This window comes from Neisseria gonorrhoeae, assembly GCF_013030075.1.
Taxonomy (GTDB): domain Bacteria; phylum Pseudomonadota; class Gammaproteobacteria; order Burkholderiales; family Neisseriaceae; genus Neisseria; species Neisseria gonorrhoeae.
Window position 1 is genome coordinate 1,888,185 of the sequence record NZ_AP023069.1, and the last position, 13,700, is coordinate 1,901,884.

The 13,700-nt window shown below is 52.2% G+C and carries 7 protein-coding genes, 2 tRNA genes, 3 rRNA genes and 2 pseudogenes; 11 read left to right on the forward strand and 3 right to left on the reverse strand.

The genetic code is table 11. The features are described 5' to 3' along the window. Positions 1-9: 9 nt before the first annotated feature. The 9 genes and pseudogenes from proC (at position 10) to HT085_RS09950 (ending at position 7,723) form a co-directional block, all read left to right on the forward strand. Complete coding sequence (proC, locus tag HT085_RS09915; protein WP_003692105.1) at positions 10-801, forward strand: pyrroline-5-carboxylate reductase; 792 nt, start codon at positions 10-12, stop codon at positions 799-801. 148 nt (positions 802-949) lie between these two features. Next, a complete protein-coding gene (dksA, locus tag HT085_RS09920) occupies positions 950-1,366 on the forward strand; it encodes an RNA polymerase-binding protein DksA (RefSeq protein WP_003692108.1) in 417 nt (138 codons plus the stop codon). A gap of 457 nt (positions 1,367-1,823) precedes the next feature. Next, positions 1,824-3,364 (forward strand): 16S ribosomal RNA (locus HT085_RS09925). A 100-nt stretch (positions 3,365-3,464) separates the two neighbouring features. Then, positions 3,465-3,541 (forward strand) — tRNA-Ile (locus tag HT085_RS09930). A gap of 5 nt (positions 3,542-3,546) precedes the next feature. Next, positions 3,547-3,622, forward strand: a tRNA-Ala gene (locus tag HT085_RS09935). A gap of 347 nt (positions 3,623-3,969) precedes the next feature. After that, positions 3,970-6,861 (forward strand): 23S ribosomal RNA (locus HT085_RS09940). A 96-nt stretch (positions 6,862-6,957) separates the two neighbouring features. Continuing rightward, positions 6,958-7,071: ribosomal RNA gene (gene rrf, locus HT085_RS09945) — 5S ribosomal RNA — on the forward strand. Together the 16S, 23S and 5S rRNA genes with 2 tRNA genes alongside form the textbook arrangement of a ribosomal RNA operon. A gap of 35 nt (positions 7,072-7,106) precedes the next feature. Continuing rightward, positions 7,107-7,223 (forward strand): annotated as a pseudogene (locus tag HT085_RS11975) (competence protein ComE); the annotation flags it as partial. A 104-nt stretch (positions 7,224-7,327) separates the two neighbouring features. Continuing rightward, the gene (locus HT085_RS09950; RefSeq protein WP_003703428.1) at positions 7,328-7,723 is read left to right on the forward strand and encodes a helix-hairpin-helix domain-containing protein; all 396 of its coding nucleotides are present in this window, start codon (positions 7,328-7,330) and stop codon (positions 7,721-7,723) included. Between the two features lie 524 nt (positions 7,724-8,247). Here HT085_RS09950 and HT085_RS09955 read toward each other — a convergent pair. After that, positions 8,248-8,577 (reverse strand): annotated as a pseudogene (locus HT085_RS09955) (transposase); the annotation flags it as partial. Positions 8,578-8,710: 133 nt separating this feature from the next. Here HT085_RS09955 and dnaJ point away from each other — a divergent pair. Beyond that, positions 8,711-9,832, forward strand: a complete 1,122-nt coding sequence (gene dnaJ / locus HT085_RS09960; protein WP_003690173.1) for a molecular chaperone DnaJ — start codon at positions 8,711-8,713, stop codon at positions 9,830-9,832. 194 nt (positions 9,833-10,026) lie between these two features. Next, positions 10,027-12,045 (forward strand): OPT family oligopeptide transporter, encoded by a 2,019-nt coding sequence (locus HT085_RS09965; RefSeq protein WP_003690255.1) that lies wholly within the window; start codon positions 10,027-10,029, stop codon positions 12,043-12,045. 43 nt (positions 12,046-12,088) lie between these two features. Here the strand turns inward: HT085_RS09965 and rfbC are convergent, their stop codons facing one another. Next, entirely contained in the window at positions 12,089-12,646 is a 558-nt protein-coding gene (gene rfbC, locus HT085_RS09970) for a dTDP-4-dehydrorhamnose 3,5-epimerase (protein WP_003690256.1), read from the reverse strand. Between the two features lie 137 nt (positions 12,647-12,783). Further along, entirely contained in the window at positions 12,784-13,650 is an 867-nt protein-coding gene (gene rfbA / locus HT085_RS09975; protein ID WP_010359534.1) for a glucose-1-phosphate thymidylyltransferase RfbA, read from the reverse strand. Between the last annotated feature and the right edge of the window lie 50 nt (positions 13,651-13,700).

A 13,700-nucleotide genomic window follows, 5' to 3' on the forward strand; every position in this document is an offset into this window, starting at 1 on the left:
GTAGAAATAATGAATGTTTATTTTCTCGGCGGCGGAAATATGGCGGCTGCCGTTGCGGGCGGATTGGTCAAACAAGGGGGATGCCGCATCCATATAGCCAACCGTGGTGCGGAAAAGCGCGAACGTTTGGGAAAAGAGTTGGGGGTCGAAACTTCGGCAACCCTGCCGGAGCTTCATTCCGACGATGTTTTAATCCTTGCCGTCAAACCGCAGGATATGGAAGCCGCGTGCAAAAATATCCGCACCAACGGTGCATTGGTGCTTTCTGTCGCAGCCGGATTGTCGGTCGGTACGCTCAGCCGTTACCTCGGGGGAAGCCGCCGCATTGTCCGGGTTATGCCGAATACACCCGGAAAAATCGGGCTGGGCGTATCCGGTATGTATGCCGAAGCGGAAGTATCGGAAACAGACCGCAGGATTGCCGATCGAATCATGAAATCAGTCGGTTTGACCGTTTGGTTGGAAGATGAAGCGCAAATGCACAGCATTACCGGCATCAGCGGCAGCGGGCCGGCTTATGTGTTTTATCTGCTGGACGCATTGCAAAATGCCGCCATCCGACAAGGGTTTGATATGGCAGAAGCACGCGCGCTCAGTCTGGCAACGTTTAAAGGAGCGGTTGCCCTTGCCGAGCAGACGGGTGAAGATTTCGAGAAGCTTCAAAAAAATGTAACGTCAAAAGGCGGGACAACCCACGAAGCCGTGGAAGCCTTCAGACGGCATCGTGTCGCCGAAGCCATAAGTGAGGGCGTTTGTGCCTGTGTGTGCCGTTCGCAGGAAATGGAACGGCAATATCAATAATGTAAAGAAAATAAAAAAAACCAATCCAAAACGTGTTATGATGCGCGTTTTCAAAAACGCCTTAGGCAATAAGCCTTATAAAAATCAAAGGAATAAAGCCACTTTGTAGTGCTTTGTTTTTTTGCGGTGAACCGAGAGGGCATACATTATGGTAAAGCTGACAGAACAAGATATTTTGAATTGGATTGGGCCGGAAGACGATTATATGAATGACGACCATTTGGCTTTTTTCCGCGAATTGCTGGTAAAAATGCAAGACGAACTCATCGAAAACGCCTCCGTTACAACAGGGCATCTCCAAGAACACGAATCAGCCCCCGATCCTGCCGACCGTGCCACACAGGAAGAAGAGTACGCATTGGAACTCCGTACCCGGGATCGGGAACGAAAACTTCTCAGTAAAATACAGGCGACCATCCGCAATATTGATGAAGGGGACTATGGATTCTGTGCCGATACGGGAGAACCTATCGGTCTGAAGCGGCTGCTGGCACGCCCGACAGCCACTTTATCCGTTGAGGCCCAAGAACGCCGAGAGAGGATGAAGAAACAGTTTGCCGACTGATGGAGGCAAACAAAATGCCGTCTGAAGCCCCGAGTTTCAGGCGGCATATTCACAAAGGCGCATCAGCCGGAGGAGAAGAGGGGGGTTGTTGGAGGCGGCGCAGCGTTTGGCGGAGATAAAAAACCTTATCCGACAGCGACATGACGAATTTCCCCAAAAAAAATCCCGCTGAAAGTATTGACTGTTTTCCCCTGCGGGCGTATAGTTCGGTTCTTCGCCGCTGCCGAAGCGGCGGACGAACTGAAAAGTATAGCACGGAATGTCGGAAATATCGAGAGATATCTTAGACAGGCGGAAGGGATACTTTATAATTTCGCAACGCTCTTTAACAAAACAGATTACCGATAAGTGTGAGTGCCTTGGGCCTCGCACTGTTTGAAAGACAGACGAGATGATGTTTTGAACATTGTCCTGTCGGTTTCTTTGAAGCAGACCAGAAGTTAAAAAGTTAGAGATTGAACATAAGAGTTTGATCCTGGCTCAGATTGAACGCTGGCGGCATGCTTTACACATGCAAGTCGGACGGCAGCACAGGGAAGCTTGCTTCTCGGGTGGCGAGTGGCGAACGGGTGAGTAACATATCGGAACGTACCGGGTAGCGGGGGATAACTGATCGAAAGATCAGCTAATACCGCATACGTCTTGAGAGGGAAAGCAGGGGACCTTCGGGCCTTGCGCTATCCGAGCGGCCGATATCTGATTAGCTGGTTGGCGGGGTAAAGGCCCACCAAGGCGACGATCAGTAGCGGGTCTGAGAGGATGATCCGCCACACTGGGACTGAGACACGGCCCAGACTCCTACGGGAGGCAGCAGTGGGGAATTTTGGACAATGGGCGCAAGCCTGATCCAGCCATGCCGCGTGTCTGAAGAAGGCCTTCGGGTTGTAAAGGACTTTTGTCAGGGAAGAAAAGGCCGTTGCCAATATCGGCGGCCGATGACGGTACCTGAAGAATAAGCACCGGCTAACTACGTGCCAGCAGCCGCGGTAATACGTAGGGTGCGAGCGTTAATCGGAATTACTGGGCGTAAAGCGGGCGCAGACGGTTACTTAAGCAGGATGTGAAATCCCCGGGCTCAACCCGGGAACTGCGTTCTGAACTGGGTGACTCGAGTGTGTCAGAGGGAGGTGGAATTCCACGTGTAGCAGTGAAATGCGTAGAGATGTGGAGGAATACCGATGGCGAAGGCAGCCTCCTGGGATAACACTGACGTTCATGTCCGAAAGCGTGGGTAGCAAACAGGATTAGATACCCTGGTAGTCCACGCCCTAAACGATGTCAATTAGCTGTTGGGCAACTTGATTGCTTGGTAGCGTAGCTAACGCGTGAAATTGACCGCCTGGGGAGTACGGTCGCAAGATTAAAACTCAAAGGAATTGACGGGGACCTGCACAAGCGGTGGATGATGTGGATTAATTCGATGCAACGCGAAGAACCTTACCTGGTTTTGACATGTGCGGAATCCTCCGGAGACGGAGGAGTGCCTTCGGGAGCCGTAACACAGGTGCTGCATGGCTGTCGTCAGCTCGTGTCGTGAGATGTTGGGTTAAGTCCCGCAACGAGCGCAACCCTTGTCATTAGTTGCCATCATTCGGTTGGGCACTCTAATGAGACTGCCGGTGACAAGCCGGAGGAAGGTGGGGATGACGTCAAGTCCTCATGGCCCTTATGACCAGGGCTTCACACGTCATACAATGGTCGGTACAGAGGGTAGCCAAGCCGCGAGGCGGAGCCAATCTCACAAAACCGATCGTAGTCCGGATTGCACTCTGCAACTCGAGTGCATGAAGTCGGAATCGCTAGTAATCGCAGGTCAGCATACTGCGGTGAATACGTTCCCGGGTCTTGTACACACCGCCCGTCACACCATGGGAGTGGGGGATACCAGAAGTAGGTAGGGTAACCGCAAGGAGCCCGCTTACCACGGTATGCTTCATGACTGGGGTGAAGTCGTAACAAGGTAGCCGTAGGGGAACCTGCGGCTGGATCACCTCCTTTCTAGAGAAAGAAGGGGCTTTAGGCATTCACACTTATCGGTAAACTGAAAAGATGCGGAAGAAGCTTGAGTGAAGGCAAGGTTCGCTTAAGAAGGGAAACCGGGTTTGTAGCTCAGCTGGTTAGAGCACACGCTTGATAAGCGTGGGGTCGGAGGTTCAAGTCCTCCCAGACCCACCAAGAACGGGGGCATAGCTCAGTTGGTAGAGCACCTGCTTTGCAAGCAGGGGGTCATCGGTTCGATCCCGTTTGCCTCCACCAAAACTTTACAAATGAAAGCAAGTTTGCTGTTTTTAGCAGCTTATTTTGATTTGCGAAGTAGAATAACGACGCATCGATCTTTAACAAATTGGAAAGCCGAAATCAACAAACAAAGACAATGAGTTTGTTTTGATTTTTTATTCTTTGCAAAGGATAAAAAATCTCTCGCAAGAGAAAAGAAAACAAACATAGTATTTGGGTGATGATTGTATCGACTTAATCCTGAAACACAAAAGGCAGGATTAAGACACAACAAAGCAGTAAGCTTTATCAAAGTAGGGATTTCAAGTTTGCTTACTTAGTCAACGGGTAGGTAAACGAAGTCAAAGAAGTTCTTGAAATGATAGAGTCAAGTGAATAAGTGCATCAGGCGGATGCCTTGGCGATGATAGGCGACGAAGGACGTGTAAGCCTGCGAAAAGCGCGGGGGAGCTGGCAATAAAGCTATGATTCCGCGATGTCCGAATGGGGAAACCCACTGCATTCTGTGCAGTATCCTAAGTTGAATACATAGGCTTAGAGAAGCGAACCCGGAGAACTGAACCATCTAAGTACCCGGAGGAAAAGAAATCAACCGAGATTCCGCAAGTAGTGGCGAGCGAACGCGGAGGAGCCTGTACGTAATAACTGTCGAGATAGAAGAACAAGCTGGGAAGCTTGACCATAGCGGGTGACAGTCCCGTATTCGAAATCTCAACAGCGGTACTAAGCGTACGAAAAGTAGGGCGGGACACGTGAAATCCTGTCTGAATATGGGGGGACCATCCTCCAAGGCTAAATACTCATCATCGACCGATAGTGAACCAGTACCGTGAGGGAAAGGCGAAAAGAACCCCGGGAGGGGAGTGAAACAGAACCTGAAACCTGATGCATACAAACAGTGGGAGCGCCCTAGTGGTGTGACTGCGTACCTTTTGTATAATGGGTCAACGACTTACATTCAGTAGCGAGCTTAACCGGATAGGGGAGGCGTAGGGAAACCGAGTCTTAATAGGGCGATGAGTTGCTGGGTGTAGACCCGAAACCGAGTGATCTATCCATGGCCAGGTTGAAGGTGCCGTAACAGGTACTGGAGGACCGAACCCACGCATGTTGCAAAATGCGGGGATGAGCTGTGGGTAGGGGTGAAAGGCTAAACAAACTCGGAGATAGCTGGTTCTCCCCGAAAACTATTTAGGTAGTGCCTCGAGCAAGACACTGATGGGGGTAAAGCACTGTTATGGCTAGGGGGTTATTGCAACTTACCAACCCATGGCAAACTCAGAATACCATCAAGTGGTTCCTCGGGAGACAGACAGCGGGTGCTAACGTCCGTTGTCAAGAGGGAAACAACCCAGACCGCCGGCTAAGGTCCCAAATGATAGATTAAGTGGTAAACGAAGTGGGAAGGCACAGACAGCCAGGATGTTGGCTTAGAAGCAGCCATCATTTAAAGAAAGCGTAATAGCTCACTGGTCGAGTCGTCCTGCGCGGAAGATGTAACGGGGCTCAAATCTATAACCGAAGCTGCGGATGCCGGTTTACCGGCATGGTAGGGGAGCGTTCTGTAGGCTGATGAAGGTGCATTGTAAAGTGTGCTGGAGGTATCAGAAGTGCGAATGTTGACATGAGTAGCGATAAAGCGGGTGAAAAGCCCGCTCGCCGAAAGCCCAAGGTTTCCTACGCAACGTTCATCGGCGTAGGGTAAGTCGGCCCCTAAGGCGAGGCAGAAATGCGTAGTCGATGGGAAACAGGTTAATATTCCTGTACTTGATTCAAATGCGATGTGGGGACGGAGAAGGTTAGGTTGGCAAGCTGTTGGAATAGCTTGTTTAAGCCGGTAGGTGGAAGACTTAGGCAAATCCGGGTTTTCTTAACACCGAGAAGTGATGACGAGTGTCTACGGACACGAAGCAACCGATACCACGCTTCCAGGAAAAGCCACTAAGCTTCAGTTTGAATCGAACCGTACCGCAAACCGACACAGGTGGGCAGGATGAGAATTCTAAGGCGCTTGAGAGAACTCGGGAGAAGGAACTCGGCAAATTGATACCGTAACTTCGGGAGAAGGTATGCCCTCTAAGGTTAAGGACTTGCTCCGTAAGCCCCGGAGGGTCGCAGAGAATAGGTGGCTGCGACTGTTTATTAAAAACACAGCACTCTGCCAACACGAAAGTGGACGTATAGGGTGTGACGCCTGCCCGGTGCCGGAAGGTTAATTGAAGATGTGCAAGCATCGGATCGAAGCCCCGGTAAACGGCGGCCGTAACTATAACGGTCCTAAGGTAGCGAAATTCCTTGTCGGGTAAGTTCCGACCCGCACGAATGGCGTAACGATGGCCACACTGTCTCCTCCCGAGACTCAGCGAAGTTGAAGTGGTTGTGAAGATGCAATCTACCCGCTGCTAGACGGAAAGACCCCGTGAACCTTTACTGTAGCTTTGCATTGGACTTTGAAGTCACTTGTGTAGGATAGGTGGGAGGCTTGGAAGCAGAGACGCCAGTCTCTGTGGAGTCGTCCTTGAAATACCACCCTGGTGTCTTTGAGGTTCTAACCCAGACCCGTCATCCGGGTCGGGGACCGTGCATGGTAGGCAGTTTGACTGGGGCGGTCTCCTCCCAAAGCGTAACGGAGGAGTTCGAAGGTTACCTAGGTCCGGTCGGAAATCGGACTGATAGTGCAATGGCAAAAGGTAGCTTAACTGCGAGACCGACAAGTCGGGCAGGTGCGAAAGCAGGACATAGTGATCCGGTGGTTCTGTATGGAAGGGCCATCGCTCAACGGATAAAAGGTACTCCGGGGATAACAGGCTGATTCCGCCCAAGAGTTCATATCGACGGCGGAGTTTGGCACCTCGATGTCGGCTCATCACATCCTGGGGCTGTAGTCGGTCCCAAGGGTATGGCTGTTCGCCATTTAAAGTGGTACGTGAGCTGGGTTTAAAACGTCGTGAGACAGTTTGGTCCCTATCTGCAGTGGGCGTTGGAAGTTTGACGGGGGCTGCTCCTAGTACGAGAGGACCGGAGTGGACGAACCTCTGGTGTACCGGTTGTAACGCCAGTTGCATAGCCGGGTAGCTAAGTTCGGAAGAGATAAGCGCTGAAAGCATCTAAGCGCGAAACTCGCCTGAAGATGAGACTTCCCTTGCGGTTTAACCGCACTAAAGGGTCGTTCGAGACCAGGACGTTGATAGGTGGGGTGTGGAAGCGCGGTAACGCGTGAAGCTAACCCATACTAATTGCCCGTGAGGCTTGACTCTATCATTTGAAGGACTTCAAGAGATAAAAGCTTACTGACTGATTCAGTCATTACCGAATATATTGATTAAGGCTTTACCGATTTGCAACAGTTTAAGTTTGGCGGCCATAGCGAGTTGGTCCCACGCCTTCCCATCCCGAACAGGACCGTGAAACGACTCAGCGCCGATGATAGTGTGGTTCTTCCATGCGAAAGTAGGTCACTGCCAAACACCCTTTCAGAAAACCCCCGGATATCCGGGGGTTTTTGCTTTGCCCGGAAAAAATGTCGGGGATGGCGGGACGGCATCTGTACGGTGTCCGGTCGGGTTTGCGGAGGAACGGCTTGAAACTTTGGGATATTCATTTTAGAATGACCCGTTTTATAGCGGATTAACAAAAATCAGGACAAGGCGGCGGGCCGCAGGCAGTACGGATAGTACGGAACCGGTTCGCCCGGTGCTTCATCACCTTAGGGAACCGTTCCCTTTGAGCCGGGGCGGGGCAACGCCGTACCGGTTTTTGTTAATCCGCCATATCGTCGCAAGATGCGGTTTGTTGTTTGCAACCCTTAAAGGAAAAACCATGAAAAAAATGTTTGTATTGTTCTGTATGCTGTTCTCCTGCGCCTTCTCCCTTGCGGCGGTAAACATCAATGCGGCTTCGCAGCAGGAGCTGGAGGCGCTGCCGGGCATAGGCCCGGCGAAGGCGAAGGCCATTGCGGAATACCGCGCGCAAAACGGCGCGTTCAAGTCTGTGGACGATTTGATCAAGGTGAAGGGCATCGGTCCGGCGGTGCTGGCGAAGCTGAAAGACCAGGCTTCCGTCGGCGCGCCCGCACCAAAAGGCCCCGCCAAACCGGTGCTGCCTGCGGTTAAAAAATAGGGGAACCTGTAAAGGAAGGGGCATCGGCTGCCGCCGGCGCTTTTTTGTTCTTTGTTTGGAAGGGAAATGGCTGGAGAAAGACCTGCGCTATATCGGGGAATGAATCGATGCAAAGGAAATGCCGTCTGAACATGCGTTCGGGCAGCGTTTTTATAACAAAAACACTTAATGGCGGTTGGTTTTATACCTATCTAAGTTTTTGTGTCGTGCATATCTGAAAAGTGTATTCCGTTTCAGTTTGTAAGCTGTGGCATTCTGAGACCTTTGCAAAAAAGCCCTTCCTTCGACAGCCGAAACCCAAACACAGGTTTTCAGCTGTTTTCGCCCCAAATACCTCCTAATTTTACCCGAATATCCCCTTAATCCTCCCCGGATACCCGATAATCAGGCATCCGGGCCGCCTTTTAGGCGGCAGCGGGCGCACTTAGCCTGTTGGCGGCTTTCAACAGGTTCAAACACATCGCCTTCAGGTGGCTTTGCGCACCCACTTTGAGCAGCCCGAAATAGGCTGCCCGCGCATAGCGGAATTTACGGTAGCGGCATAAGGTGCTGCAACCGGGGATGCCCGGTCCGTCAAAACGGCAAAACAGGTTGAAACCGATGCGGGTGATGAGGCTGTGTTCGAGTTCGGGATCGGAGAGGCTGTGCCATTGTCCGGGCAGGACGGCTTTGAACATGGACGACAGGGGATGGGCGGGACGGCCGCGGCGGTCTCGGAGGTAACGGGTTTTTTGACGGTTCAGGTATTGTTCGATCGGCTGCCAATCAATCACCTGGTCCAACTCCAATAGCGGGAAGCGGCCGATGTGTTTGGCAGTCATGGCTTGGGCGGTTTGCCGGAAGAAGGTGCTCATGGGAAATCCCCTAAATGCCTTGGTGGGAATTTAGGGGATTTTAGGGGAATTTTGCAAAGGTCTCAGTCTGTTTGTCTTGTGTTTTGCGCAATTGCCCTCATTTTAAGCCGTGATTTTATTTTTAGATGAAAAAATGAGTAATCAAGATTTTTATGCGACGCTGGGTGTGGCAAGAGCAGCTACCGATGATGAGATTAAAAAAGCCTACCGTAAATTGGCGATGAAATACCATCCCGACCGCAATCCTGACAATAAAGAGGCGGAAGAGAAGTTTAAAGAAGTACAAAAGGCGTATGAAACTTTGTCCGACAAGGAAAAGCGTGCCATGTACGACCAGTATGGTCATGCGGCGTTTGAAGGCGGCGGACAGGGGGGCTTCGGAGGGTTTGGCGGATTTGGCGGTGCGCAGGGTTTTGACTTTGGGGATATTTTCAGCCAAATGTTTGGAGGTGGTTCGGGGCGCGCCCAGCCTGATTATCAGGGTGAGGACGTGCAGGTCGGTATCGAAATCACGCTTGAAGAAGCCGCAAAAGGTGTGAAGAAACGCATCAATATTCCGACTTATGAAGCGTGTGATGTCTGCAACGGCAGCGGCGCGAAACCGGGGGCATCCCCGGAAACCTGCCCGACTTGCAAAGGTTCGGGTACGGTGCACATCCAGCAGGCGATTTTCCGTATGCAGCAGACTTGTCCGACCTGCCGCGGTGCGGGCAAACATATTAAAGAACCTTGCGTCAAATGCCGTGGCGTGGGGCGGAATAAGGCGGTCAAGACGGTGGAAGTCAATATTCCCGCCGGTATCGATGACGGGCAGCGTATCCGTTTGAGCGGTGAAGGCGGGCCGGGTATGCACGGCGCGCCTGCCGGCGACCTGTATGTAACCGTCCGCATTCGGGCGCATAAGATTTTCCAACGCGATGGTTTGGATTTGCATTGCGAACTGCCGATTAGTTTTGCCACGGCTGCTTTGGGCGGGGAGTTAGAAGTGCCGACCTTGGACGGCAAAGTCAAGCTCACCGTCCCCAAAGAAACCCAAACCGGCAGGAGGATGCGCGTGAAAGGTAAGGGTGTCAAATCTTTACGCAGCAGCGCGACCGGCGATTTGTACTGCCATATTGTTGTCGAAACGCCTGTCAATTTGACCGACCGTCAAAAAGAGCTTTTGGAAGAATTTGAGCGGATTTCTACGGGCTTGGAAAACCAAACGCCGCGCAAGAAATCGTTTTTAGACAAGCTGCGCGATTTGTTTGATTGATTTTAAGGTTCGGAAACAAGCAGCCGTATCGGGGAACCTCCCTGATACGGCTGTTTTTGTTCGTTTGGAAATAGTTTTTATTTTCAATTGGGTATGGGCAGGGTGGGATAATTGTTTTTAACTGTTCTTTTTAAAACTTGACATCATGGCGTGATGCCAACAATATGTGAACGTCTGTTGTCAAAGGAAGAATAATGAATAAATCTTTATCCGGTTCGGTAGAAGAATACCGCGAACTGACGCTCCGAGGCATGATACTCGGCGCATTGATCACTGTAATTTTTACTGCGTCTAACGTTTACCTCGGTTTGAAAGTCGGGCTGACCTTTGCCTCGTCGATTCCGGCGGCGGTGATTTCGATGGCGGTTTTAAAATTTTTCAAAGGCAGCAATATTTTGGAAAACAACATGGTGCAGACCCAAGCCTCGGCTGCGGGTACGCTTTCAACCATCATCTTCGTCCTGCCCGGTTTGCTGATGGCGGGCTACTGGAGCAGTTTCCCGTTTTGGCAGACGACGCTTTTATGTATTGCCGGCGGGATTTTGGGGGTGATTTTCACCATTCCGCTGCGTTACGCGATGGTGGTGAAAAGCGATTTGCCTTATCCGGAAGGTGTGGCGGCTGCTGAAATTTTGAAAGTGGGCGGTCATGAAGAAGGGGATGACCGTCAGGGCGGCAGCGGTATCAAAGAGCTGGCGGCCGGCGGCGCGTTGGCGGGATTGATGAGCTTTTGCGCCGGAGGTCTGCGTGTGATTGCCGATAGCGCGAGTTATTGGTTTAAAAGCGGTACGGCAATTTTCCAACTGCCGATGGGCTTTTCACTGGCCTTGTTGGGCGCGGGTTATTTGGTCGGACTGACGGGCGGCATCGCCATCCTGCTGGGCATTTCGATTGCTTGGGGTATTGCCGTGCCGTATTTCTCCTCACACATTCCGCAACCTTCCGATATGGAAATGGCGGCGTTTGCGATGAAGCTGTGGAAGGAAAAAGTGCGTTTTATCGGTGCGGGAACCATAGGTATCGCGGCGGTTTGGACGCTTTTGATGCTGCTCAAGCCAATGGTGGAAGGCATGAAGATGTCGTTCAAGAGTTTTGGCGGCGGTGCGCCCGCTACAGAACGCGCCGAACAGGATTTGTCGCCTAAAGCCATGATTTTCTGGGTGTTGTCTATGATGTTTATTCTAGGCGTGTCGTTTTACCACTTTATCGGCGATTCGCACATTACGGGCGGCATGGCGTGGCTTTTGGTGGCGGTTTGCACGCTTTTGGCTTCCGTCATCGGCTTTTTGGTCGCCGCCGCCTGCGGTTATATGGCAGGTTTGGTCGGCTCGTCTTCCAGCCCGATTTCCGGCGTGGGCATCGTGTCCATCGTCGTTATTTCACTGGTTTTGCTGCTGGTAGGCGAATCCGGAGGTTTGTTGGCGGATGAGGCCAACCGCAAATTCTTACTGGCGTTGACGCTTTTTTGCGGATCGGCAGTAATCTGCGTGGCTTCGATTTCCAACGACAACCTGCAAGACTTGAAAACCGGCTACCTGCTCAAAGCTACGCCTTGGCGGCAGCAAGTCGCCCTGATTATCGGCTGTATCGTTGGTGCGCTGGTTATTTCGCCCGTGTTGGAACTGCTTTACGAAGCCTACGGCTTTACCGGCGCAATGCCGCGCGAAGGCATGGATGCGGCGCAGGCTTTGGCAGCCCTTCAAGCGACTTTGATGACGACCATTGCGTCGGGCATTTTCGCCCACAACCTCGAATGGGCGTACATCTTTACCGGTATCGCGATTGGAGCGGTATTAATCGTCGTCGATTTGGTGTTGAAAAAATCATCAGGCGGTAAACTTGCCCTGCCCGTCCTTGCGGTCGGTATGGGCATTTATCTGCCGCCGTCCGTCAATATGCCCATCGTGGCAGGCGCGGTGTTGGCGGCGGTGTTGAAACACATCATTGGCAAGAAGGCGGAAAACCGCGAAGGCCGTCTGAAAAACGCCGACCGTATCGGTACGCTTTTCGCGGCAGGCCTGATTGTCGGTGAAAGCCTGATTGGTGTAATTATGGCGTTTATTATTGCCTTCTCTGTGACCAACGGCGGCTCGGATGCGCCGCTCGCGTTGAATCTGCAAAACTGGGATGCCGCCGCTTCTTGGTTGGGCTTGGCGTTCTTCGTTACCGGGATGTTTTTCTTTGCACAGCGCGTACTGAAGGCGGGTAGGTAGCCTGTCGGAGAAAATGCCGTCTGAAACGTTCGGACGGCATTTTTTATCGGGAAAGCGTAAGGCGGAGCTTTTCGGCTTGTGCCCACGTTTTGCCGGCAAGGTCTTTGGGCGAAAGTAGCGGCGCGGTTTGAAGCGGCCAGCCTATGCCGATTGCCGGGTCGTTCCATATTAAAACCTGTTCGGTTTCAGGGTTGTAATAGTCCGTGCATTTGTACACGACTTCCGCCGCGTCGCCCAAAACGCAAAAACCGTGTGCGAAGCCTTCGGGTATCCAAAGCTGGTATCGGTTTTGCGCCGACAAGGTTGCGCCCGCCCATTTGCCGAAAGTCGGCGAACCTTCGCGCATATCGACGGCCACGTCGAACACTTCGCCGACAACTATGCGTACGAGTTTGCCTTGGGTGTTTTCGGTTTGGTAGTGCAGGCCGCGCAATACGCCCTTGCTGGAGTTGGAGTGGTTTTCCTGCACGAAAGTTCGATCGGCAATATTTTCTTTGAACCATCCGTCGCGGAATGTTTCCATAAAAAAACCGCGCCCGTCTGTGAAGACTTGCGGTTTTAAAAGTTTTACGTCGGGGAGGGCGGTGTCGATGATGTCCATAAAGTCCTTTGGCGGTATCGTTACCGCTGTTTTTTGCGGTTTGATTTTTTATGCGCGCCGTGCGGCAGGTCGGTTAAGGTGGCGGCGCGGCACGGTTTGGATGCCGTCTGAAAGCCGTCGGGGCGTTCAGACGGTATTTATTTGCCGATCAGGCGCAGCAGGTATTGCCCGTAGGCGGTTTTTTCCAAAGGCTTTGCCCGTGTTTCCACATCTTTTTTCGTCAGCCAGCCGTTACGCCAGGCGATTTCTTCGAGGCAGGCGATGTGCAGGTTTTGGATATTTTGCACGGTTTGGACGAAGGAAGCCGCCTCGTGCAGGCTTTCTTGCGTGCCGGTGTCCAACCACGCGAAACCGCGTCCCAATATTTGAACGGACAGCGAGCCGTCTTCCAGATACATCCGGTTGAGGTCGGAAATTTCCAATTCGCCGCGTGCGGACGGTTTGAGCTGTTTGGCGAACTCGACGGCGCGGTTGTCGTGGAAGTACAAGCCGGTTACCGCCCAATCGGATTTGGGCTGTTGCGGTTTCTCTTCGATGGATAAGGCGTTGAAGTTTTCGTCAAATTCAACCACGCCGAAACGCTCGGGGTCTTTAACCCGATAACCGAATACGGTTGCGCCGTGGGTCTTGGCGGCGGCCTGTTTCAATGTTTGCGTAAATGATTGACCGTAGAAAATATTGTCGCCCAAAATCAGGCAGACATTGCCGTTGCCGATAAATTCTTCGCCGATGATAAATGCCTGCGCCAAGCCGTCGGGGCTGGGTTGAACGGCATATTGCAGGCGGATGCCGAAGTCGGAGCCGTCGCCGAGTAGCCGTTGGAAGGCAGCGTTGTCTTCGGGTGCGGTAATTACCAAAATATCGCGGATTCCCGCCAGCATCAAAACCGACAAGGGGTAATAAATCATCGGTTTGTCGTACACGGGCAGCAGTTGTTTGGATACGCCGCGCGTAATCGGATATAGGCGCGTACCGCTGCCGCCTGCCAGTATGATGCCTTTCATCTTTTCTTTCTTCCTTTGCGATGGGTTTTCAGACGGCATTGCGTCGGGAT

Excerpts from the sequence above, each read along its gene's own strand:
- HT085_RS09965 (WP_003690255.1), top strand. The coding sequence starts at position 10,027 with ATGAATAAATCTTTATCCGGTTCGGTAGAAGAATACCGCGAACTGACG.
- rfbA (WP_010359534.1), bottom strand. The coding sequence starts at position 13,650 with ATGAAAGGCATCATACTGGCAGGCGGCAGCGGTACGCGCCTATATCCG.
- dksA (WP_003692108.1), top strand. The coding sequence starts at position 950 with ATGGTAAAGCTGACAGAACAAGATATTTTGAATTGGATTGGGCCGGAA.
- proC (WP_003692105.1), top strand. The coding sequence starts at position 10 with ATGAATGTTTATTTTCTCGGCGGCGGAAATATGGCGGCTGCCGTTGCG.
- rfbC (WP_003690256.1), bottom strand. The coding sequence starts at position 12,646 with ATGGACATCATCGACACCGCCCTCCCCGACGTAAAACTTTTAAAACCG.
- dnaJ (WP_003690173.1), top strand. The coding sequence starts at position 8,711 with ATGAGTAATCAAGATTTTTATGCGACGCTGGGTGTGGCAAGAGCAGCT.